Genomic DNA, 24,727 nt, shown 5'->3' with positions numbered 1-24,727 from the left:
TGGATTACTTGTCTTCTTTGATTTCTTCAAAATCGACATACTGACCTTCATCTTCCGAAATAAACTTTTTAGTACCTGAGGCAGACTTTTGCTCTTCTTCATACTGCTGTTGTCTGGCCTGATGACGTTGGTTACTTCCTCGGAAAAGGTTTGCTACTTTGCCGATGAATGATAAAACCAACACAACGACAAAGAAAATAATAATCAGAAAAAAGAATAGTATAAACTTCATTAGCGAAGAATAGATTATGAAAACTTTTTACTAGTTAATACCTAACAACACAAAGATACAGTTTTTTATATTCTTTCCGATTTAATCTGATTTCGATTTAATCTTTTTGCATTTTATTACGATTCTTTGTTAAGTTTGAGGACTCAAAGCTGGATTAGCACAAAAAAAGCGACGCCGTGATTCAACATCAAAGCGCCGCGAACTATCATCAAAGTTATGTTATAAAATTAAACTAAAAAATCATTTATCAGATATTACAAAGGTCAAGCTTTTTGCCAAAAGACACAATCACAATTAATTGCTATTTTACCCACAGCAGGTCACTATTTATTGCTAGTACCATTTAATATGGTTATTCTGAAAAAATACAGTAATTTTGTATACTCAACAACATAAAGCCTACTGATATGAAACTCTTCAAAATGGCGCTTATTGCGCTACTAGCTTTGGTTAGCGCATCTTGTACACAAAATAAGCAGAACGATATTCCTCAAATAACTTTCGGAACAATGTCGTCAATGGACTACCTACCGCTTGCGGTTGCTCAGCGCGAAGGTTATTTTGAAAAAGAAGGTATTAAAGTTGATTTGCAGAAATTTCTTTCGGCTAACGACCGCGATGCAGCCATCCAAGGGGGAGCTGTAGATGGTGCAATTACCGACTACACAAGTGCCGCATTGGTTAATGCTGCCGGATTCGATATCAAGATAACATCAAAATGTCAGGCTCCGTTTTACATCATTGCGGGCGAAAATTCAGGAATCAATACATTAAATGAATTGAAAGGCAAAAAAGTTGCCGTATCGCAAAACACAGTGATCGATTTTTGTGTGGATATGGCTCTCAAAAGTGTAGAAATGTCGGCATCAGACATCGAGAAGGTTGAAGTCAACAAAATACCTCTTCGTCTGGAGATGATGCGCAACAACAAGATAGATGCTACCGGATTACCTAATCCTTTCGCGCTAATTGCACAAAACGATGGTTGTAAATCGCTCGTTTTGATGGAAGATCTGGGATATACAGTTACGGGTATAGTATTCTCGCAAAAAGTAATAGACGAAAAAGGTGCTGAGACAATCAAAAAATTCTACCGCGCTTACAATGAGGGAGCAAATTACCTTCGCACACATTCGGTTGAAGATATCAAAGATATATTGACTAAAGACTTGGGATTCCCAGAACCTCTACTCGGTCAGGTACAAATACCCAACTACACAAGTGCAACAGCCGTACAAGCGACCGACAAAGATATAGTAGCTGTGATAGAATGGCTAACAGAGAAAAACTTGATCAACGATTCGTTCGATATCAATAAGCTAGTTAATACCGAATTGGCAAAAACGGAAGAATAATGCTATCTATCCGCAATCTCAAGGTCAGTTATGGCAATAATGAAATATTGAGCGATTTTTCGCTTGATATGCTTGATGGCGAAATATATTCGCTAATTGGTCCTTCGGGTTGTGGAAAATCGACACTATTGAAAGTCCTCTGCGGAATTATTACCAATTATTCGGGTGAATTGCTACTCGATGGTAAACCTCTTGATCGTAAAAATATTCGGATAGGGTATGTTCCTCAGCAATATGGACTTTTGGATTGGATGAAAATCAGAGACAATATTTTCTTGTCAGAACGTATCAACAAAGGATTCAAAACCGAAAAACGAGAGAGTCAGGACATCATTCAATCGCTTGAAATTGAAGATTTACTGGATCGTTATCCATCACAGCTTAGCGGCGGTCAGAAACAACGCGTTGCTCTGGCTAGGGCTTTTGTGTCTAAACCAGATCTTCTGCTGATGGACGAACCATTCTCGTCGCTCGATACATTTACCTCGCAGGCTTCGCAACAAGTATTTCTAAGGCTTTGGGAAAAATACAAAGTGACAACACTTTTCATTACTCATAATATACACGAAGCAGCGGCCATAGGGCGTCATATTCTGATGATGAGTAAGCTACCAGGCGAGATTATTGACCGTGTAGAAAATCAATGGTTTGGAGCCGATATGAAAGCCGAAGACAGACTTAAATTCGTTGCCGAAATCATTCATAAAGTTGGATATCAATGACCAGACAACAACATAGAAGATTTAACTACGTGACATATATTGTTGGCGGATTCATCGTCCTCAACATTGTCTGGTATCTGGCGTACATTATACTGAATATAAAAGCACTACCATCACCTTTCGATGTATATTCTAGTTATCCCACAGCCATCGAAGATGGAATATTTACCCATTCGCTGGCCAGTCTGCGTCGCATAGCCATAAGTTTGGGAATATCGCTCCTGATAGCCATCACACTTGGCCTATGGATGGGATACAAACCAAAAGTGAATCGTGTATTGGGGCCTATGGTGTATTTCTCCTACCCTATACCAAAGCTTGCATTGCTACCTATTATTATGGTATTGTTCGATATCGGCGAGACGTCAAAAATCATTGTCGTTGTACTGATAGTCGTTTTTCAGTTAATTATTACTATCAGAGATGCCGTCACCAATATTCCGCACGAGCATTATCACGTACTGACGTCTTTCGGAGCTAGTGGACTACAGAAAATGAGATACATCACTCTGCCTGCTATACTTCCCGAATTGCTGTCATCACTGCGTGTGGCATTGGGAATTATAACTTCGGCATTATTCTTTATCGAAACCTTTGGAACTGATGAAGGGTTGGGATATTATATTACCGATGCACAGAACAAAGTAAACTATCTGCAGATGTATTTCGGTATAATCGTCTTGTCACTTATCGGCTTCGTTCTGTTTCTCATTATCGACTTGATCGACAGCATAGTATGCTCGTGGAAATATAACTCATAGCCATTCGCAACAGCACAAACTCATTTATTTAGCTACAAACCAGAATATTAACAGTAGGAGACTCAACATATAAAAAAAAGAAAAATAACACAAAAACTAGCTTTTGTTTTATATCTTTGTTACCTTAACGGCTACTTTACAGCCTTAAAATAACATTTTGTAAACGACCTATGGATAACGAATACAAAACATCTATATTAGATCATATAAACTATCCATCCGACATGAAAGGGCTTACAATCGAGCAACTCGAAACCCTTTGTGCGGATCTGCGATATTTCATCATCGATCAGCTAAGCCAAAATCCGGGGCACTTTGCTTCGAGCCTTGGTACTGTTGAGCTGACCGTTGCACTTCACTATGTTTACAACACTCCATTCGATCATATCGTTTGGGATGTTGGTCATCAAGCATATAGTCATAAAATTCTGACCGGACGAAAAGACCGTTTCTATACAAATCGCCAGTATGGTGGTTTGTCTGGCTTTCCGAATCCAGAAGAAAGCGAATACGACTCATTCATAGCCGGACACGCTTCAAACTCGCTATCGGCAGCATTAGGTATGGCCGTAGCATCTGAATTGAAAGACGAAGACCGAAAAGTTGTAGCAGTTATCGGCGATGGTTCGATGACCGGAGGTATGGCTTTCGAGGCATTAAACAATGCCAGTTCGCAGCCAAACGACATGCTAATAATATTGAATGACAACGACATGGCCATCGACAACAATGTTGGTGGACTTCGTGATTATTTGGTAAAACTGACTACATCGCCTACATACAACAAAATACGTAACAACGTTTACCAAAAATTCAAGAAAGAGAAACTAATCTCGGAAAGCGAAAAAAATATTATTCTACGCTTCAATAACAGCTTGAAATCCCTCTTGGTAAAACAACATAACTTATTCGAAGGATTCAATATCCGCTACTTCGGTCCAACCGACGGGCACAATCTTGCCGAACTAATTCGTATTCTTCAGGTTCTGAAAGATATGAAAGGTCCTAAGATGCTACATATCCATACAGTGAAAGGTAAAGGATACGAACCTGCTGAAAAAGCAGCTACTATCTGGCATGCTCCGGGAAAATTTAATAAGGAAACCGGTGAGCGAATTGTTGCCAGTAAAACAGATCAGCCTCAGCTCTATCAAGACGTATTTGGTCATACGCTAGTAGAACTCGCTAAACAAAATGAGAAAATAGTAGGTGTAACTCCGGCTATGCCTTCGGGATGCTCTATGACTTACCTGATGGAAGAAATGCCTAACAGATCTTTCGACGTGGGTATTGCCGAAGCTCATGCCGTTACATTCTCGGCAGGGATGGCTAAAGATGGCTTACTGCCTTTCTGCAACATCTATTCATCATTTATGCAACGTGCATACGATCAGGTAATACACGATGTCGCATTGCAAAAACTTCACATAATATTCTGTCTCGATCGCGCTGGACTTGTCGGCGAAGATGGGCCTACGCATCACGGAGCTTTCGACCTTGCATATATGCGCTGTATTCCAAATCTGACAATTGCTTCGCCATACAACGAGCATTATCTCCGCCACTTGATGCACACTGCTGTATATGCAAATAATGGCCCATTCGTTATCCGCTACCCTAGAGGTAAAGGCGAACTCGTGGATTGGAATGTAGACATGATGAATCTGGAAATAGGCAAAGGCCGCAAACTGAAAGATGGTAAAGATCTGGCAGTACTAACCCTAGGTCCTATTGGCAATTCAGCAAGCAGAGTAATAGAAAAATTAGAAGCCGAAGGATATAGTATTGCTCATTACGATATGATATTCTTGAAGCCGCTGGACAAAGATCTACTAAACGAAGTTGGTCAAAACTTCAAACGAGTAGTTACTGTCGAAAACGGAACTCTGATGGGAGGTTTAGGTAGTGCCGTGCTCGAATTCTTTGCTGATAATGGGTATAATAATGTTTCTGTTACGCGCATCGGTTTACCGGATGAATTTGTGACACACGGAGCTGTGGATATTCTAGCCAAAGTATGCGGCATTGATGAAGAAGGTATCAGCAAACAAATAAGAAAAGCACTTGCCGATTGCCCGGCACATAAGCCTGAGGCAAACAAACATGTAGAAGAACTACAAGGTCAGTAGTAAAATAAACGTTCAATGATATGAAGATTGTTGTATCAGGCGCAGGAGCCGTTGGAACACATTTGGCGAAATTGCTTTCGGCCGAGAACCATGATATAGTAGTTATTGATCCGGACAGAGAAAAACTCAATTTTTCGAAAAATAATCTGGAGATGATTACAATGGTAGGATCATCAACATCATTGACCGACTTAGCCGAAATTGGCATAAAAAATACAGACTTATTTATCGGTGTGACGCCCGACGAGTCAGTCAACATCACATCATGTATGTTAGCTTCCAAAATGGGAGCTAAGAAAACTTTTGCGCGTATCGATAACTACGAATATCTCTTACCAAAACATAAAGAGTTTTTCGAGAATCTAGGTGTCGATTCGATGGTTTACCCCGAGATGCTGGCAGCCAGAGAAATTGTTTCGGCAATAAAACGTCCTTGGTTGAAAATGTGGACCGAGATGTGCGGAGGTGTATTGATATTGATAGGGGCAAATGTAGTAGTAGGGGCACCACTTGATAAGAAATTCTTATACGATTTCAGCAGCGAACAAAAGAAATTCCATATTGTTGCCATCAAACGTAACGATATAACCATAATTCCCCGAGGTGATCATCAAATACTGGCCGGTGACACCGTATTTTTCATGACAACAAAGGATTTCGTGAACGATCTCCCTGAACTGATCGGACGTAGAAATTACGACGTAAAGAACGTCATGATCATGGGAGGTAGCCGTATTGCAATCCGAACAGCACAATACCTATCTGATAGTATAGATATAAAACTGATCGAGTCGGATCGCGAAAAGTGCGAAACACTGCTCGATGTACTTCCGCCAAATGTGACAATATATAATGTAGATGGCAGGGACGTTGGTGCTTTGGTTGACGAAGGTATAGATCATATGGATGCCTTTGTTGCCGTGACCGGTAACTCCGAAGCAAATATTCTGGCATGTATGGCAGCGAAGCGCAAAGGTGTGATCAAGACTGTAGCCGAAGTGGAAAATATGGACTACATATCACTGGCTGAGAATCTGGATATTGGTACAATCATTAATAAAAAGCTGATTACGGTAAACAATATTTACCGATTCCTGCTTAATGCCGATGTCAGCAACATCAAATCACTGATGGTTGCCAATGCCGATGTAGCAGAGATAGTAGCAGCACCTAATTCGAGAATCACACAAAAAGAAATAAAGAAAATATCTTTCCCTAAAAATGTAACACTGGGAGGATTGGTTCGCAACGGAGAGCCCGTCATTATTGATGGTAATACCGTTATCGAACCATATGACCGCGTTGTAGTATTCTGTCTGGGAGAAACCCTGAAAGATGCCGAACGTCTGTTCAAGTAATACAAGCAGTAGAATGGGAACCTTAAATTTTAATTATCGATTTGTCCTAAAAACAGTTGGTTTCATACTCATCATCGAATCGATGTTTATGATGCTATCTACTATTATTTCATTCTATTCGCATGAAATGGCAGGAGACGCCATGCTTCTAAGCTCTGTAATCACTTTCTTTTCGGGAATATTTGTCCGCCTGATTGGTACAGATGACTACGAACGCCCTATTACCAAACGCGAAAGCTTCCTTACCGTAACTCTTACATGGGTGTCATTATCTTTATTCGGTATGTTGCCTTTTTATTTAAGTGGCGTTATACCGAACATAACTGATGCTTTTTTCGAAACAATTTCGGGTTTCACAACCACAGGTGCAACCATCTTAACTGATATAGATAATGTACCTCGAGGTCTTTTGTTTTGGAGAAGTCTTACGCAATGGATTGGAGGTATTGGAATTATCGTCTTTGCCTTGGCTATTATTCCTATTATAGGTGGTAATGCATCCGTTCTGTATGATGCCGAAGCTACGGGTATAGTCCATGAACGGTTTCAGCCACGCGTAACACAAATTGCCAAGCATCTTTGGATTATCTATATAATAATAACAGTCACATTGACGCTCTTGCTATGGGTTGGCCCGATGAATCTGTTCGACTCTATTTGCCATGCCATGTCGTCGGTTGCTACAGGAGGATTCTCTACCAAACAAAATAGCATTGCTTATTGGGATTCACCATACATACAATATGTACTAAGTATATTCATGTTCATCGGAGGTATAAACTTTGCGCTCATTTTCTTCCTTATAAAAGGTATGCCCAAAAAGCTGCTCAAAAACGAAGAGTTCAGATGGTATGCATGCATTGTTCTATTTTTCACGATAGTATTTGCTATCTGCCTGCTTGCATCAGGCAAGTTTACGAATGTAGAAGAAGTATTCCGAACCTCTCTTTTCCATGTGATTTCGGGTATCAGTTCTACGGCATTCACCTTCCACAATTATGCCGGATGGGGTTCGTTTTATGTTTTCATGATGCTTATTCTGATGCTATTCTGCGCCTGCTCAGGTTCAACATCGGGAGGTATAAAGATTGTCCGCGTAATAGTTCTTTTCAAAAACACAATCAACGAATTCAAGCGTCAGGTACATCCCACAGCCATACTTCCGGTACGCATCAACAAACAAGTAGTACCAGTAGATACAGTAACCAAAGTTTTGGCATTCATGTTTCTTTATGTTGGTATATTGGTTATCAGCTGTGTCGTTTTGTCGTTGATGGGAATGAACTTCGAAAGTGCTATCGGTGCTTCCATTGCTTCGATAAGTAATATTGGAGCAGGATTGGGATCTGAAGCCGAAACCGGACATTTCGCCAACGTATCGGCCGGAGCGAAATGGTATATGGGATTCATCATGCTGGTAGGCCGTCTCGAAGTATTTACAGTACTATCGCTATTCATGCCTACTTTCTGGAAGAAGTAATCACTCTACTTTGTTGATATTTAGATTATTTCGTTATTTTTACGACTTAATCGAAATCCTTACACTTTATTTATGCACAAAAGCGCACTTACAATAATACTCGCATTAATATATTTTATCGGGATACATGCTCAGAAAAAGGAAGTCAGTTTCCTTTTTGCTGGAGATGCTATGCAACATCAATCGCAGATAAATGTTGCCCGAACCACTGACGGGTTCGATTATTCAGCTTATTTTGAAAAAGTCAAGGATAAAATAACAGCTGCTGATATTGCAGTAGTGAATCTGGAGGTTACTTTAGCAGGAAAGCCATACAGAGGTTATCCTCAATTCTCAGCTCCCGACGAGTTTGCATCAGAATTGAAAAACAGTGGATTTGATATTTTTCTGACGGCAAACAATCATTCATTGGATAGAAGAAAAAAAGGTCTGGAGAGAACTATCGAGGTGCTTGATTCCTTGAAAATACTACATACCGGTACATTTGTAGATTCGACAAAGAGAGAACTCTACTATCCGTTGATGATGATCAGAAATGGTATACGTATAGCTATGTTAAACTATACATATGGCACAAATGGAATAAAACAAACATCACCCAACATTGTCAACTATATTGATAAGCCAACCATACTAAAAGATATTGCTGCAGCCAAAGCCATGAGAGCTGATATAATCATTGCAAATATGCACTGGGGATACGAGTATAAACTTATGCCCAATAAAGAGCAGAAAGAGCTTGCAAACTTCCTTATAGCAAATGGAGTAAAGATAGTAGTTGGCAATCATCCACATGTGGTGCAACCGATCGATATCCGTTATAATGAAAACGAAGAGATTGATGCAGTAATTATTTACTCGCTGGGCAATTTTGTTTCAGGAATGAAACTTGTAAATACCACCGGTGGCATGATGGCAAACGTATCAATCAGCAAAGAGAAGGATAAAAAAGTAACAATAGAAGATTGCAGCTATTCACTAGTCTGGGTACACAAAACAAAGGATAAACACGGGAACTTCAATTTTTTCGAACTATTGCCAACTGAGAAATATGAAGACGACAAAGGCAAAGAATACTTAGGAGAGGAAAATTACAAGCTTATGAAAAGTTTCTCGGAAACAGCAAAAAAGACTGTAGAAGCATATTGGAATCAATAAATATGACCTATTATGAAAGACCAATTAATAATAGCCCCATACGAAGGATTAGGTATTTTCAAATTTACGGATAATGTAGAAGCTATACTTTCGAAATGTCATAATCTGACAGGAAAAGGGATAAAGAGTGAGTTACTCAACGAAATAGGCACTATATACCACTCAGTATATGTAGAAGATTACATGCTGCACATAATACTTTATGAAGATGGCAATTCTGTTAGATATTTTGAAATATTTAGTGATGTACATCACATGGATATAAATCTGCATAGAGAGAAATATAGTAATATCCGTCAATACTACACTGAAAAAGATGAAAATATTATTATTAATGAAATCGATGAATCTTTCGATACTCCTCGCTATGGATTTATTGTTGCTCCTCAAACTGGTAGCAGATCAAACTCAGTATTGATTTACAGCAAAATCTATAAGCAAGAGCCATCCATCACTCCTGATGATATTATACAATATTGTTTAGGATATAATCCTCTTAATGAATAAACTTTATCTATACAGAAAAGAGAGATCTTTGATAAATTGGATATTGATATAGAAAATAGAGTGTCAGATTGTAATTATTCGGAAAGTTGTACACAAGTGTTACTTTTTAACAAATAGCCAAGTAGAGGGATAAAAAATCGGATAATATTCTGTAGTAAAGTGTTACTTTTTATCAGGAGAAGGACAAAAAATAAAGGTTGTCTCATGCATTGAAGAAACAACCTTTCTGATATGTATTTGTAAAACTCTTATTGTTTGTTAGCAAGTAGTTCATTTTCGCTGATTTTTTTAGTGTTATTCATTGTTACATTGATCAAGGATAGGAATTTGTGGTATTGTTCTTTTGATAAAACTACTTTTGTATTAGCTAAGCTGAAATTTAGTGCTTTTGAAGCAGCTTCTTCTGATGAAAGACCTTTTTTCATATAGCTTACATATTTTTTGTTAGCTAGTTCGAATACGTAGTTTAGATCACTTTTTTGAGAATAGTCAGCTGACAAATAACGAGATATACGATCTACAGTTTTTGAGTTGTCTAATTTAGCTACTAGATCACCTTCGCTTGCAAAAGAAGAACTTACCAACGCTAAAGCAAATACACTTGATAATAATAAACGTTTCATAATTTAAAAATTTAATTTGTTTTTAATATTTCATATTTGTAGCAAAAAAAATAAGGACACCATGACTTGCTTAGTCATTTCATGGTATCCTTAAGTGTTTTCTTTTTCTACACTACAAAGATACAAATATGTTTTATAACATACAAATTATTAGTGACATTTTTACACTGAAAACTTGAAGGAAGTATCATTTTGACAAAACACAAAACGCAACAACAGGAACAATATATCTAAATATCAAGAAATTACAAGGAACAGACAAAGATGAATAAACTCTATATATGAGATATAAACTGTATCAATTTATCAAGCATATAAAAATGGGACAATCGTTATTTTAACAATTATCCCATCATATAGATACCTAGAAATGAGTTTACTACAACGGATATGTATCAAATGCGTACAAGTCAGTCGACAAATATCGTTCGCCTGTATCAGGTAGCAATACAACTATATTTTTACCAGCGAATTCTGGTCTTTTCGACAATTGCAAAGCCGCATAAGCAGCTGCTCCTGAAGAAATACCTACTAACAAACCTTCTTCGCGAGCAAGCTCTCTTCCGGTTCTCATAGCATCGTCATTCGTCACACGAAACACCTCGTCAACTACAACAGGATTATAATTCTTAGGCACGAAGTTAGCGCCAATACCCTGAATTTTATGAGGTCCAGGTTGTCCACCCGACAATATAGGAGAAGCATCAGGTTCAACGGCTACAATCTTAACGTTCGGATTGTATTTTTTAAGCACCTCACCTACTCCGCTAACTGTACCACCAGTACCTACACCAGCTACAAAAACATCAACCTGACCATCGGTATCTCTCCAGATTTCTTCGGCCGTAGTTTTCTTATGTACTGCAGGATTAGCCGGATTGATAAATTGCTGTAGAATGATAGCCTTAGGATTAGTAGCCTGCATCTCCTCAGCCTTGGCAATTGCACCATTCATACCTGCTGCACCCGGAGTCAATACGATATTAGCTCCTAACGCTTTCAACAGATTACGACGCTCTATACTCATAGTTTCTGGCATAGTAAGTGTAAGCTTATAGCCTTTAGCTGCAGCCACGAAAGCCAAGCCTATACCCGTATTACCACTTGTAGGTTCTACGATCTCGCTATCTGGCTTCAATAAGCCAGAAGCTTCTGCATCTTCTATCATTGCGTTAGCTACACGGTCTTTCACACTCGAAAGCGGATTGAAATATTCTAGTTTCGCTATAAGGTTCGCTCCTGCATTATGTCCTTTTTCGAAATTATTTAGCTTCATCAAAGGGGTATTCCCTACTAGGTCTGTTAATTTTTGTGCGATTTTTTTCATAATCATTTATATAGTTATAGTTAGTTTAAACAAAAATCCCTTGTCTGCATTACTGCAACAAGGGATCGTATATAGTTAATTGTCTGAGTTATATTATTTCTTCAATAATAAGACTTCATCAATTCCTTGTTTCAGTTTATCCTTCGGTAATGCTCCATGAGCCATTTGTGGCTCACCTTCCATAGGTACAAATAAAAGTGCCGGTATCGATCTTATGCCAAACAAAGAAGCTAGAACTTGCTCTTTGTCAGTATCTACTTTGTAGATATATATTTCTTCGGCATATTCATTAGCCAACTCTTCTAAAATAGGAGCTATCTTTTTACAGGGTCCACACCAGTCTGCATAGAAATCTATGATTGCCGGTTTATCGCCCAAATATTTCCACTCCTTAGTATTACGATCAATATTAGCAATCTTCTGACGAAACTCATCTAAAGTTAAATGAACAATCTTTGTTTTTCCTTGGGTCTCAACTACGTCCAATGCTTTTGCTTCCTTATCACGCGCTTTTACATCAGAAGACACTCCTCCGATACACGATACTAAAGTTATAACAAAAAGGGCGGTAAATAGTAATATTTTTTTCATTTGTCTTTCTATATCTTTAACAACTACTACAAAGCACACATATACATGCTTCTAGCATTTATAGTTTGTAAATAAAGGTAATTATCACGAATCGATCAAATTATTCACAATAAATATCGCATATATAATTTCTATAAGGTCTTTTCAAAAATATAGTCTTCCATCAGATATCCGCTACCAATATCAATATCTTCTTCACCTACTACAACAAATCCCAGATGGGTGTAAAAGTCGTAGATTTGATTATTTCTATTCATATTTAAACGGACAGCTACAGCTCCTAACTCATGTCCTTTTTGCAAGACAGCTTCGACAAGGATCCTACCTAAGCCTCGCCCTTTATATTGCGGAAGGAGATACAATTTATGCAACTTCATAGCACCTCTGCCATCATAATTGGCTTCGTATGAAACAAAGCCCAAGTATGTATCAGCCTCACTTAGAAGTATAAATTCTTGTCCTTCTCTCAGTTGTCTTTCTAATGAAGAAGTACTATACATCATATCTAGCATATAGCTCAATTGCTCAGCTGAGAGTATCGAGCTATATGTTTCTCTGAAAGCTATTTCAGCAATTTCTTGTATAACAGATATATCTTCTATATTAGCCTGCCTCAAGTTCATTCTCGTCTGAATTAGCAGTGAAAATTCTCGTTGATTACCGCATATACACTTTCTTTATTTCCTACGATCCAAACCAAGTCATCCTCTTCGAAGATAGTAGCTGCAGAAGGATTAATCTCATAGCCGCTACTTCGCTCTATTCCGATAACGAAAGCACGACCTCTCTTACCCATCTCTGATTGAAGAAGACTTTTACCATAAAGACCTGAGTCCTTTTCTACAATAAACGAAATGCACTTCATTTGCGAGTTAGGGTCTTCATCTTGAATTTTAGCAAAATCGTGTATTGTCTTTAGAGATGTCTTATCTAGGTCTATCTGATTCTTTTCAGATGACAATTGGTTAATCTGCATAATATTACCGACAACAGTTATCTCATCTCCTCCTAACAATACAAACTCTCCGTTTGGATAGAAAAGATCTGTTGAGTTGCGAAATACATCTATTATAATCAAACCATAACGCGATCTGAAGTCTGTATCTTTCAACATTACTCCTTCATAGACTGATTCTTTTTCTATCTTAAATTTGCCAACATATAGATTCTGCTCTATCCAGCTCTCAGACGTTAGCTCAAATGTAGTAGTTGTACCTTCCTGTTCTTTCGAACTTTTGCGTTTATCACTAATAATTCGCTGATTGAAGTTCAGTACAAATCTATACTCCATATTCCAGTATAGCTTCAACAAATATTTCGAGCGAAGCAATAAGAACAATAGAACAACGGCCACTACTCCAGATACCCATACTGGAATATCAAGATAAGTCCAGAAGATATAATACACAAAAGCAAAAGCTATAAGATAACGTAACACGATCAATATTGACAATACAATACGATGCTTAAGGTGCTGCTTCCAAAGTTTCAAGATCAAGAATGGTTGTTCTCCTCCACGATACACCAGACCTTTCAATATTGGTGCTATTACAACCAATGTTATAGCCAAGCTAATCAGACTTGCCCACAACTGATCTATGTGTTCCAAAAGATAAGGATATATAAACTTAGTAGACATTACAACCACCGCAATAGCAAGAGATATGAATATTATAATATTATAGATATAATTCTTCACAAATTCACCCCATGTAGTAGTTTCTTTAGGAGTCGCTAATTCTTTATCACGAGCCAATATCTTTTCTCTCATAGATGGTGAGACTGTCTTCATCATCAAATTATAAGCTCCAGTACTAGCCGACATCAGATAAGGAGTAGTAAAGGTCGTCAAAATAGACACTGCAATAATTATTGGATAGATAAAGTCATCAGCTAATTTATAGCTGATTGCTGTACCGGCAACAATAAAAGCAAATTCACCTACCTGAGCCATACTAAAGCCAGATTGAATAGAAACATGCATTGACTCGCCCGATAGGCGTGCTCCCCATGTAGTGAATACAATCTTACCAACAAGAACCAATATAGTTATGAGAATGATGCTATTGAAGTGTTCTACAACAATCATCGGATCCATAAGCATCCCTACCGATACAAAGAAAATCGCACCAAAGAAGTCTTTTATAGGCTTGGTCACTCTTTCAATATTCTCTAAGGCTACAGTTTCGGCAAGGATAGATCCCATAATGAAGGCTCCTAAAGCCGAAGATAAGTCAACACTTACAGCAAAAACAACCATCCCCAGGCACATACCAAGAGATATGATCAACAATGTTTCATCGTTTAACCAACGCTTTACTTTCTTCAAGAAAGTTGGAACAATAAAGATTCCGCAAACAAGCCATACAACCATGAAGAAGATAAGTTTACCTGAGCTCATCAACATCTGCGAACCTTCTACATGGTGGCTAATCGCAACTGTACCCAAGAACACCATCACTAGAATTGCAAATAGGTCATCAAATATCAGGATTCCAAATACTACTTCTGTAAAGTGTTTGCCTCTATATTTAGGATCTTCAAAACCTTTAACAATAATAGTCGTTGATGACAGACAGAGCATACAGCCTAATATCAGACTATTCCAATGACCCCATCCCATCCAGGTTCCGAGAAAATAACCTGTAACACCGAGCCCCAGGACAATCATCAACAAGGTTATGAAACCAGTTTTCCCGTTTTTAATAAGCTTTTTAAAGCTGAATTCCAATCCCATCCCAAAGAGCAGGAAAATAACCCCAATTTCTCCCCAGATATTAATACTTTCTGTGTCAGTTACGGTCGGGAATATATCAAAGTGAGGTCCTGTCAGGAAACCTGCAATAATATACCCTAAAACAATAGGTTGTTTTAACCATTTAAAAATTATTGTTACAATTCCAGCAACGATTAGCATAAAAGCCAAATCGCTGATAATAGGCGGCATATGAGTCATAATGATCGTCTAGTTTTATTATAAATTAGCAATGAGAATAACAATTCTACTCAGGAAATTCAGATATTGAAGTCATTGAAAATCCCCATTATATGTAGGTTGTTTTGTATTTTCTCAAAAATAGTAAAATTGTAGCACAAAATTTGTCTTGGTTCGTGTTTTATATTAACAAAGAAGCCACATATTTTATTATGCAGCTTCTTTGTATCTAATATCAGGCTAGAATTAGCCCAAATATCCTCTTACAATACCACGACTTGAAGTCTTGATAAACTGCGTAATATTTTCCAATTCAGGAGTTCTTTCATAATCCCTCTCCAATACTGCTACTGCATCCGAGAAGTTATGACCCGATTGATAAATAACACGATATATATCTTGTATTTCATTAATCTTATCATTCGAGAAGCTATGTCTTCTCAAACCTACGATATTCACACCCGAGTAACAAACCGGTTCGCGACCAGCTATTATGTAAGGAGGTATATCTTTACCAAGACGCGTTCCGCCTTGAATCATAACATTACGTCCTATACGTGTAAATTGGTGAACCAAAACACCGCCGCTTATGATAGCGAAGTCGTCCACTTCTACTTCTCCGGCCAATTGTGTTGCGTTTCCTACAATTATATTGTTTTGTAAAACACAATCGTGAGCAATATGAGAATAAGCCATCAACAAGCAGTTGCTACCTACTATAGTAGTACCTTTCGAAGCTGTTCCACGACTAATGGTCACACATTCTCTCACTGTTGTATTATCACCTACAACTGCAGTGGTTTCCTCTCCTTTGAACTTCAAATCTTGAGGTACTCCAGCTATAACAGCTCCCGGATGAATAATACAGTTTCTACCGATGCGTGCTCCTTCTCTAACATTTGCACCTGACATGATCAATGTTCCGTCGCCGATTTCGGTATTTTTATCAATAAAAGCAAAAGCTTCAACTGTGACATTATTACCTAATTTAGCTTCAGGATGGATAAAAGCTTGATTTGATATGCTTGACATAAAATTCGTTATTTATTTTTTACAATTTGCGCTGTAAATTCTGCTTCCGATATTAACTTATCGCCAACAAAAGTAAATCCTTTCATATTGGCAATACCTCTACGGATCTCTGTCATCATCTGAAGGCGGAAGATTAGCGTATCACCCGGAACTGCTTTGTTACGGAATTTAACGTTATCTATCTTCAAGAAGTATGTCGAATATCTTTCAGGCTCATCTACTTGAGACAATACCAAAAGTCCTCCAATCTGAGCCATAGCCTCTACCTGCAATACTCCAGGGAAAACCGGCTCTTCAGGAAAATGCCCTTGAAAGAGTAATTCGTTTACACTTAAATTTTTAACACCGACAATATGACGTTGGCCAATTTCGATAATCTTTTCGACCATCAGGAATGGATATCTATGAGGTAATAGTTTCTTGATCTGATTGATATCAAATACAGGTTCTGCATTTGGATCATAGATTGGCGGTTGAACTTCATTCAAGCGAATTTGCTTACGGATAGCTCTTGCCAACTGGTTGTTTATTTTATGACCCGGACGAGTCGCTATAACACGACCTTTAATTGGCTTACCAATCAAAGCCATATCACCAATAATATCTAGCAATTTATGCCTTGCCGGTTCATTCGGATATTGAATCTCTTTATTATTCAGATATCCTAGTTCGTCAGCTTTTTTACGTGGCACACCTATCAAGTCTGCTAAATCGTCAAGTGCATCTTGAGAGATTTGTCTTTCGTAAATAACAATTGCATTATCCAAGTCTCCTCCTTTGATAAGACCTGCTTCGCGTAGTTTTTGTATCTCGCGTACGAATACAAATGTACGGCAGCTTGCAATTTCTGTTTCGAACTCCGATATATCATCTAATGTAGCCGATTGATTCGGAATATATTTCGATTCAAATTCGATAAAAGAGTTTACACAGAATTGATCATCCGGAAGAAGGATCAACTGAGAACCAGTTTCCTCATCCTTAACAACCATTTTCTTACGTACTATATAATAATCTCTATCAGCATTCTGCTCTTGCAGACCTACTCTTTTTATTTCTTCGACATAGCGTATTGAGCTTCCGTCCAATATTGGAAATTCAGGAGCATTAACTTCTATCAAACAGTTATCTACACCTAGTGCATAGAGTGCTGCCATTGCATGTTCGACAGTACTTACTGCCACATCCCCTTTCATAAGAACGGTACCACGCTGAGTGTTACCTACATTCTCCGCCAAAGCATCTATTATTGGTTGCTCGGGCAAGTCTACACGCTTGATTTTATACCCTTCATTTATATCTGCAGGGTTAAATTTTATTATGATTGGCAGCCCCGTGTGGAGGCCTTTGCCTTCAAGCGTAAAACTTTCTTTGAGTGTATGTTGTTTATCCATAATCAAGTGAGTTAAGTTTTGGATTATTTGTTTCTTTCCTGCTTAAGCATTTCTACTTCTTTTTGCAGTTGAGCCAGTTGTTTATACATTTCTGGCAATTTAGGGAGTACAACACTGGCTTTGAAAAAGTCTTTAACAGGCATAGCCGGTGATCCTAATATTTTAGCTCCCTCTTTTATATTACTTATAATACCCGACTGTGCACCAATGTTTACATCATCAGCAATAGTGATATGACCACCAAGACCGACCTGCCCCCCAAACATACAGTTTTTACCAACTTTAGTAGATCCAGAGATACCTACCTGGGCTGCCATTACTGTATTTTCGCCGATCTCGACATTGTGCGCAATCTGTATTAGATTATCTAGTTTAACACCTTTATGAATGATGGTTGCATCCATCACTGCACGGTCTATAGTTGTATTTGCACCTATTTCTACATCATCCTCAACAATAACATAACCTAACTGAGGTATTTTCTTATAAACACCATTTTCAGGAGCAAATCCAAATCCATCCGATCCGATAACTGCACCCGAATGGATGATACAGTTTTTACCGATACGACAGCCTGAATATATTTTTACACCCGAGTATAAGATTGTATTATCATCAACAACAACACCGTCTCCGATATATACTTGAGGATAAATTTTTACATTGTTTCCGATTTTCGCATTACTTGACACATAGCTGAAAGCCCCAACGTATACGTCAGTTCCTACAGTTGCATCAGGTGCTATAAAAGACATCTCTTCAATACCTTTTTTCTGCGGTTTCATCTTATCAACCATATCTAACAATATAGCTAAAGCTGCATAAGCATTTTCGCATCTTATAAGTGTAGTTGTAATTGGATGTTCTGCAACGAAATCGTTGTTAACTAAAACAATACTTGCTTTAGTTGTATATATATATGGTGTGTATTTGGGATTGGCCAAGAAAGTCAATGTACCAGGTTTACCTTCTTCTATCTTCGAAAAGCTATTTACCTCTGTCTGAGGATCTCCCTCTACAGTCCCATTCAACACTTGAGCAATTTGCTCCGCCTTAAAGGATATATGCATAACAAGTTTTAAAATACAAAATTCGCAAATTAAACGCGAATTAAACAATAATTTTCCAAATATAGCTTTTTTATGGCGAAAATAAGCTATACGCCTCAAAATATTTATATCAAATTACTCGACAAAAGAGATATAGGAAACTAATAAACAAATAGTTAGTATCAGCCAGAATACAAAAATCATAATTCGCTGCACTGTAACTGTAAAATAATGAGCTAATAGTATTGAACCTATAGCTATTCCTATATAGATATTCATCAAATAATTGTAATTGAGCAAATAAAGCCCCAGTACTGTAAACAATTGCACTATCCCTAAGAAAGAGATAAACACGCGTGTCCGGATCTTATCTTTATAGCTTGTCATGTAATTATGTATACACAACCAGCCAAAAACAAATACAGAGATCAAAGCTAATACCAATTCAAAATACCCAAAGGTAAGAACCGGAATTTGCGATAATGCATTGATGTTTAATCCTTCAAATGCGCTAAGAAACAGAGCCTCTGTATTCGTAGTCACACTAATAAAATATGCAGGTACCAACACAAAAGCAAAACCCAGTAATGCAGATATCAAGCTTTTGATATCTAATATATGCATCATCGAAAATCCCACTATGAATAGCACGAAATAAAGGACTAAGATCGGCTCGAACAAACTCCCTAAAGCAATAACTGCGCTTATATTGGCTGTAGGTATTGCCCGGACGTCCGAATGGTAAGCCGCAAAAAGCTCATTGATAGCCCATAACATCAGTAAGACTGCCACATAGTAAGGGCTCATCTCGAAGAAAGTCACATGCGAACTAAACAAGAGTATTATAAATGCAGGAGCCAACGAAGATTTCTCGCGTAATATTACATTTCTTACATCCAGATAATTACACAGCAAGGCTAACAAAGCCACACTAATGGTTGCAACCAATACCGAATAAATCTGTTCGCTAAAAAAAGGTGCTATCAACTGCCAAAGATACCCTGCATCGGGATATTGCTTTGCTTGATAATTATCATTCGACAAATAGTAATACAGTATTCTGACAAGAACAGCAAAGACGATAGAAAAGACAAGAAGTCCTTTTCCTTTAGCTATTCTACGCTGTATTGCTATATATGACATTCGATACGTTATTTCAGGTCGAAACCTATATCCTTACGATAATATTTGCCTTCAAATTTTATAGCCTCAGCATTAGCAAAAGACAATGCCAATGCGCTGTCTTTATCCGAACCATATGAACTAACTGCTATTACTCGCCCTCCATCAGTTACCACATTACCATCTTTGGTTGTTGTTCCAGCATGGAAAGCAATGCTGTCTTTCACATTTTCAAGACCGGTAATAACTTTACCTTTCTCATAATCGCCAGGATAGCCACCCGAAACCAGCATAACCGTTACTGCATAGCGAGGGTCTTCTTCCAGTACTTTAGCTGATAATGTTTTGGTAGCAACTCCTTCTAGCAAATCAACCAGATCAGACTTGATACGCAGCATTACAACCTCAGTTTCCGGGTCACCCATACGAACGTTATATTCAATTACTTTAGGCTCACCTCCAACGCTTATCAAACCGATAAAAATGAAGCCACAGTATTCTATTTTATCTTTCTTAAGACCTTCTACCGTAGGTATTACGACACGGTCTTCTACTTTTTTCATAAAATCGGCATCAGCAAACGAAACCGGAGAAACTGCTCCCATACCTCCGGTATTGAGACCGGTATCTCCTTCACCAATACGTTTATAATCTTTGGCTACCGGCAATATTTTATACGATTCGCCATCGGTCATCACAAACACCGAGCATTCAATTCCCGATAAGAATTCTTCGATTACAACCGTTTTACTAGCATCGCCAAACATTCCTTCGAGCATTGTTTTCAACTCACGTTTAGCTTCTTCGATATCTTGGATAATCAATACTCCTTTTCCTGCTGCCAAACCATCTGCTTTCAGTACATATGGCGCTTCCAACTCTCCTAAAAACTCATAAGCCTCATCCAACTGATCAAGCGTAAAGCTTTTGTAACGGGCAGTCGGTATATTGTGCCGAATCATGAATTGTTTAGCAAAGTCTTTACTTCCCTCCAGACGAGCACCTTCTTGTGACGGACCTACAACCGGAATATGCTTCAATTCTTCATCTTGTTTGAAAAAATCATACACTCCGCGCACTAACGGATCTTCGGGACCAACCACTACAATGTCTATCTTCTTTTCGATAGCTGCCTGCTTGATTGCTTCGAAGTCTGTTACTTTTACTGCTATATTTTCGCCTACAAGCGCAGTGCCGGCATTACCGGGTGCAATATATAGATTGTCAACTTTCGGACTTTGTTTGATTTTCCACGCTAAAGCGTTCTCGCGACCACCGCTTCCTAGTATGAGAATATTCATAGTGAGTTGATATTTTATTGAAAGCTACAAAAATACGAAAATATGTCGTACAAAAAGTAACACTTGTGCACACATTTAGCTTTTTTCATGATATTATTCAAAATCGATCTCCTTCAAAACCATATGAATAGAAAAAGTAACACTTCTGTACACATTTTCAGGTTTTCGCTTACGTCAGTCTAATACCCCCCAAAACAAAGATCGCTTTAGGGTATAGATAAAGTTATCTAATCTTGCATATCTCTATAACGAAGAAATCTTTGCTTCGTTTTTTCTAGATTATTCTTTTCTGCTATTGCTATTATTTCTATCATAGTCTCTTTAGATACCTGTCCCTTTGGCATATCAAAAGTTATTGAATCATTAGTGTCTTTTATCAGAACACGAAAGCTACCAGAAGCACCGCTATATGTATCATGATTCACATAATTAAATCCAATCAAAGTCTTTTTAATATCCTCATACACCAATAAAGGCACTTCTTCTATATTTGAATCAACATAGTTCTCCCAAGCTTCCAAGATTATAGCTATGCCATCATTTTCGTTCTTTACCTCTTTCCATTTATATTGCAAATATGAAGTATCATTACCTTGCGAAAAAATAAATGTAGGAATTGAACTATTTTGTTCTCCAATATGCAAAAATATAATATGACCTTGCATGCTGTCTTTCTCTTTATTACAACCGATAAAAATAGACAGCGAAAGAACAAGAATACAAATAACACTCAATCTATTCATAACTCTCTCTTTTTGGCAAATTCAATAAACCGATCTACTAATCCATTTTGAAGACCTTGCGGATAAATAAAATTAAATGTACGATTTATTTCTAAACCATCGATTTCGATAATTCTAAATTCATCGCGAGCCAACTCGTTCAGGATGGCATGGATAGATACAAAGCCAATACTATTGTTCGACCGAAGGTATGTCTTTATACTTTCAGTACTTCCCAACTGCATACCTATCTTCATATCTTTAATCTTAAGCCCACACTTATGAAGCTTAGCCGAAATAACATCCAGACTGCCCGAACCCGATTCGCGCAAGACCAAAGGTGTTAACTTCAACTCAGTCAGTGTCATCTTTTCGATACGACCCACTGTCTGCGAAGAATGCGCTATAGCAACAATTCTGTCCTCGAGAAAAGGCACATAACGCAGCTCTTTGAATCGCGAGCTGCCTTCTACAACTCCTAGATCTATTTCTTTAGATAATACCTTCTCTTCTATTTCGTGTGAATTCTGACTGATCAACGAGACTTTAATATCAGGATTCTGTTTAATAAATTCGCCTAGCGTAGTAGGTAAAATATATTGCCCTATGGTTGTACTTGCTCCAAGACGCAATTCTCCCGAAAGCGAATGACGCAACTCTCCCAGTTTGTATTCGAGTTCCTTCTCTTGCTCAATCAGCTTCTCGGTATATTCCTTAAGCAACTTTCCGGCTTGGGTCAACGATATCCCACTTTTCGACCGATTGAATAAGTCTATTTTAAGTTGACTTTCCAACTCTTTAATATTTTTAGTGACTGCAGGTTGTGTCACAAAAAGCTCTTCGGCCGCTTTCGTAAAGCTCAGATGATTGGCTACCGAATTGAAAACATGTAATCTGAAATGAAACATATTTAATTTTTTAATGTATTCATCTTTGAGATTACCCCAAACCCCTAAAGGGGCTTTTCTCTGTATTCTTCCCCTTCAGGGGATAAGAGGGGTAAAAGTTTTATCATTCTCAAATATACAAGAAAAAGACGATTGCTCATAACTTTTAGTTATGACTGATAAAAATAAACAAACTCACATTTTACCATCTGACAAAGCTTATAGCCTACTTTTGTATAAAAAATTTCAATTATGTTCAAGAAAGGAGAGCGTTCGCACACTATTCACGGGATATTATTCGTAGCCTTGTTTTCATGCTCGGCATTCTACATATCCGACACAGCACTGATGAAATACCTTTCATTCAGCCCACTTATTATAGGTATCATACTGGGTATGGCTTATGCCAACACCTTAAAAAAGAATATGCCCGAGGCGTGGATTCCGGGAATCACGTTCTGTTCCAAAAAAGTACTTCGTGCAGCCATTATTCTGTATGGTTTTCGCCTTACTTTCCAAAACATTGCTCAAGTAGGCCTATCCGCTGTTGTCATCGACTTGATAATCATCTGCGGAACAATTATTCTGGGTATGTTCTTAGCTAAGATCTTAAAAATAGATACCGGAATTGCCTTACTTACATCTACTGGTAGTGCTATTTGCGGTGCTGCAGCTGTATTGGGAACCGAACCTGTGCTGAACGACAAGCCTTTCAAAACTGCCATTGCAGTTTCCACAGTAGTTATATTCGGAACAATTGCTATGTTTCTCTATCCTATTATGTACCGGACCGGATTTTTTGATCTTACACCTCAACAATGGGGAATCTATACCGGTGCAACCGTTCACGAAGTGGCTCACGTGGTAGGCGCAGGCAATGCTATGACAGCCGAAATCAGTTCGAATGCAATCATCGTAAAAATGATTCGCGTCATGTTTCTTGCTCCCGTACTTCTTATTTATGCATTGGTATTATCTAAATGCAGATCAAGAAACGGAGAGAATTCTTCTACCATGAAAATTACTATTCCTTGGTTTGCTTTCGGATTTATTGCCGTTATCGGATTCAACTCACTCGATCTGCTTGCCGTAGAAATTGTTGATGCAATAAACTACATCGATACATTCATGCTGACAATGGCAATGACTGCACTGGGCATGGAAACCAATTTCAAACGATTCAGAGAAGCAGGTTCAAAACCTTTCCTTTTAGCTTTCATTCTTTTCTTATGGCTAATCTTCGGAGGATATTTGTTAGTCAAATATCTACCTTTCTAACCTTACAGCCACAAATAAAAAAGGTCTTCCCAAAGCAGGAAGACCTTTTTCTATTTCAGTGATTACTGATTAGTTACCAGCTTGACGCTGAGCATCACGAATCATTTTTTCGTTTGGAAGGATGTAGATTTCTACACGGCGGTTTTGTGCTTTACCTGCAGAAGTATTGTTGTCTGCAATTGGCATAGACGAACCTAAACCTTGAGAAGCCATACGAGTTCCTGCAACTCCTTTAGATAGAAGGAAGTTGTAAACCGATTGAGCACGACGCTCTGATAATGGTTGGTTGATAGCATCATTACCCGAGCTATCAGTGTGACCATAAATTTCAACATTTGTGTCTGGGTTGTTGATCAATGATTGAGCAAAGCTAGTCAAACCTCCTTGAGAAGCAGCGTTCAATGTGCTAGAGTTAGTAGCAAATAAGATACCTGATTCGAAAGTAACTTTAATAGCTTGTCCGTCATTAATAGACTCAACTTGCGCTCCGTTGATTTTTTCCAACTCAGCTTTTTGTTTGTCCATCTTGTTTCCGATAACAGCTCCGGCTCCACCACCTACAAGGGCACCTATACCAGCTCCCCAAGCAGCACCTTTACCGCCACCTATCAAAGCTCCGATACCTGCTCCTAATGCAGCACCACCTCCGGCTCCGATACCTGTTCCTTTAGCTGTATTGCTAGCTCCACAGCTAGAAAAAATTACTGCTACGCTTAAAAATAAAGCTGCAAAAAATGAAAAATTTTTCATACGTAATAATTTTT

General features: G+C 38.1%; 23 protein-coding genes. 9 read left to right on the top strand and 14 right to left on the bottom strand.

Going from position 1 to position 24,727, the window contains the following annotated elements:
- Window positions 1-4: 4 nt before the first annotated feature.
- Entirely contained in the window at window positions 5-232 is a 228-nt protein-coding gene (locus C1A06_RS03180; RefSeq protein WP_101688776.1) for a DUF4834 family protein, read from the bottom strand.
- Between the two features lie 407 nt (window positions 233-639).
- On the opposite strand from C1A06_RS03180, the gene C1A06_RS03175 reads away from it, so the two are divergent.
- The 8 genes from C1A06_RS03175 to C1A06_RS03140 all read left to right on the top strand — a co-directional run bounded on the left by C1A06_RS03175 (window position 640) and on the right by C1A06_RS03140 (window position 9,702).
- A complete protein-coding gene (locus C1A06_RS03175) occupies window positions 640-1,587 on the top strand; it encodes an ABC transporter substrate-binding protein (protein ID WP_101688775.1) in 948 nt (315 codons plus the stop codon).
- Window positions 1,587-2,309: an ABC transporter ATP-binding protein gene (locus tag C1A06_RS03170; protein WP_101688774.1), complete on the top strand. Its 723-nt coding sequence runs from the start codon at window positions 1,587-1,589 to the stop codon at window positions 2,307-2,309. Before C1A06_RS03175 ends, C1A06_RS03170 begins: the two co-directional genes overlap by 1 nt.
- On the top strand, window positions 2,306-3,070 hold the full coding sequence (locus C1A06_RS03165; RefSeq protein ID WP_101688773.1) for an ABC transporter permease: 765 nt from the start codon (window positions 2,306-2,308) through the stop codon (window positions 3,068-3,070). Before C1A06_RS03170 ends, C1A06_RS03165 begins: the two co-directional genes overlap by 4 nt.
- Window positions 3,071-3,240: 170 nt before the next feature.
- Entirely contained in the window at window positions 3,241-5,199 is a 1,959-nt protein-coding gene (gene dxs / locus C1A06_RS03160; protein WP_101688772.1) for a 1-deoxy-D-xylulose-5-phosphate synthase, read from the top strand.
- Window positions 5,200-5,219: 20 nt separating this feature from the next.
- Window positions 5,220-6,557: a Trk system potassium transporter TrkA gene (trkA, locus tag C1A06_RS03155; protein WP_101688771.1), complete on the top strand. Its 1,338-nt coding sequence runs from the start codon at window positions 5,220-5,222 to the stop codon at window positions 6,555-6,557.
- 13 nt (window positions 6,558-6,570) lie between these two features.
- Entirely contained in the window at window positions 6,571-8,037 is a 1,467-nt protein-coding gene (locus C1A06_RS03150; RefSeq protein ID WP_245871992.1) for a TrkH family potassium uptake protein, read from the top strand.
- Between the two features lie 72 nt (window positions 8,038-8,109).
- Window positions 8,110-9,195: a CapA family protein gene (locus tag C1A06_RS03145; protein ID WP_101688769.1), complete on the top strand. Its 1,086-nt coding sequence runs from the start codon at window positions 8,110-8,112 to the stop codon at window positions 9,193-9,195.
- A 12-nt stretch (window positions 9,196-9,207) separates the two neighbouring features.
- Window positions 9,208-9,702 (top strand): hypothetical protein, encoded by a 495-nt coding sequence (locus C1A06_RS03140; protein ID WP_101688768.1) that lies wholly within the window; start codon window positions 9,208-9,210, stop codon window positions 9,700-9,702.
- 248 nt (window positions 9,703-9,950) lie between these two features.
- Here C1A06_RS03140 and C1A06_RS03135 read toward each other — a convergent pair whose 3' ends face one another.
- From C1A06_RS03135 to C1A06_RS03080, 12 genes are all read right to left on the bottom strand, one after another.
- Window positions 9,951-10,325 (bottom strand): hypothetical protein, encoded by a 375-nt coding sequence (locus C1A06_RS03135; RefSeq protein WP_101688767.1) that lies wholly within the window; start codon window positions 10,323-10,325, stop codon window positions 9,951-9,953.
- Window positions 10,326-10,704: 379 nt separating this feature from the next.
- The gene (cysK, locus tag C1A06_RS03130; protein WP_101688874.1) at window positions 10,705-11,652 is read right to left on the bottom strand and encodes a cysteine synthase A; all 948 of its coding nucleotides are present in this window, start codon (window positions 11,650-11,652) and stop codon (window positions 10,705-10,707) included.
- 93 nt (window positions 11,653-11,745) lie between these two features.
- A complete protein-coding gene (trxA, locus tag C1A06_RS03125; protein ID WP_101688766.1) occupies window positions 11,746-12,243 on the bottom strand; it encodes a thioredoxin in 498 nt (165 codons plus the stop codon).
- A 131-nt stretch (window positions 12,244-12,374) separates the two neighbouring features.
- Window positions 12,375-12,866, bottom strand: a complete 492-nt coding sequence (locus C1A06_RS03120) for a GNAT family N-acetyltransferase (protein ID WP_101688765.1) — start codon at window positions 12,864-12,866, stop codon at window positions 12,375-12,377.
- Window positions 12,867-12,877: 11 nt separating this feature from the next.
- Window positions 12,878-15,199, bottom strand: coding sequence for a cation:proton antiporter domain-containing protein (locus C1A06_RS03115; RefSeq protein ID WP_101688764.1), 2,322 nt, complete (start codon window positions 15,197-15,199; stop codon window positions 12,878-12,880).
- A gap of 225 nt (window positions 15,200-15,424) precedes the next feature.
- Window positions 15,425-16,210, bottom strand: coding sequence for an acyl-ACP--UDP-N-acetylglucosamine O-acyltransferase (gene lpxA / locus C1A06_RS03110; RefSeq protein ID WP_101688763.1), 786 nt, complete (start codon window positions 16,208-16,210; stop codon window positions 15,425-15,427).
- Window positions 16,211-16,218: 8 nt separating this feature from the next.
- Window positions 16,219-17,604: a bifunctional UDP-3-O-[3-hydroxymyristoyl] N-acetylglucosamine deacetylase/3-hydroxyacyl-ACP dehydratase gene (locus tag C1A06_RS03105; protein WP_101688762.1), complete on the bottom strand. Its 1,386-nt coding sequence runs from the start codon at window positions 17,602-17,604 to the stop codon at window positions 16,219-16,221.
- Between the two features lie 23 nt (window positions 17,605-17,627).
- Window positions 17,628-18,668 carry a UDP-3-O-(3-hydroxymyristoyl)glucosamine N-acyltransferase gene (gene lpxD / locus C1A06_RS03100; protein ID WP_185116810.1) on the bottom strand — a complete coding sequence of 347 codons (1,041 nt, stop codon included), beginning with the start codon at window positions 18,666-18,668 and terminating at the stop codon, window positions 17,628-17,630.
- Window positions 18,669-18,788: 120 nt separating this feature from the next.
- Window positions 18,789-19,796 (bottom strand): hypothetical protein, encoded by a 1,008-nt coding sequence (locus C1A06_RS03095; protein WP_101688760.1) that lies wholly within the window; start codon window positions 19,794-19,796, stop codon window positions 18,789-18,791.
- Window positions 19,797-19,804: 8 nt separating this feature from the next.
- Window positions 19,805-21,076 (bottom strand): phosphoribosylamine--glycine ligase, encoded by a 1,272-nt coding sequence (gene purD, locus C1A06_RS03090; protein ID WP_101688759.1) that lies wholly within the window; start codon window positions 21,074-21,076, stop codon window positions 19,805-19,807.
- Between the two features lie 227 nt (window positions 21,077-21,303).
- Window positions 21,304-21,819, bottom strand: coding sequence for a hypothetical protein (locus C1A06_RS03085; RefSeq protein WP_101688758.1), 516 nt, complete (start codon window positions 21,817-21,819; stop codon window positions 21,304-21,306).
- Window positions 21,816-22,706, bottom strand: coding sequence for a LysR substrate-binding domain-containing protein (locus C1A06_RS03080; RefSeq protein WP_101688757.1), 891 nt, complete (start codon window positions 22,704-22,706; stop codon window positions 21,816-21,818). The genes C1A06_RS03085 and C1A06_RS03080 overlap by 4 nt, the downstream gene beginning before the upstream one ends.
- A gap of 231 nt (window positions 22,707-22,937) precedes the next feature.
- Here C1A06_RS03080 and C1A06_RS03075 point away from each other — a divergent pair, with 231 nt between their 5' ends.
- A complete protein-coding gene (locus tag C1A06_RS03075; protein WP_101688756.1) occupies window positions 22,938-23,963 on the top strand; it encodes a YeiH family protein in 1,026 nt (341 codons plus the stop codon).
- 69 nt (window positions 23,964-24,032) lie between these two features.
- On the opposite strand, the gene C1A06_RS03070 is transcribed toward C1A06_RS03075, so the two are convergent.
- Window positions 24,033-24,713 carry a YiaD family glycine zipper/OmpA-like lipoprotein gene (locus tag C1A06_RS03070; protein WP_101688755.1) on the bottom strand — a complete coding sequence of 227 codons (681 nt, stop codon included), beginning with the start codon at window positions 24,711-24,713 and terminating at the stop codon, window positions 24,033-24,035.
- Between the last annotated feature and the right edge of the window lie 14 nt (window positions 24,714-24,727).

The organism is Dysgonomonas massiliensis, assembly GCF_900240225.1.
Taxonomy (GTDB): Bacteria; Bacteroidota; Bacteroidia; order Bacteroidales; family Dysgonomonadaceae; genus Dysgonomonas; species Dysgonomonas massiliensis.
This window is presented reverse-complemented; position numbering and strand designations above follow the sequence as displayed.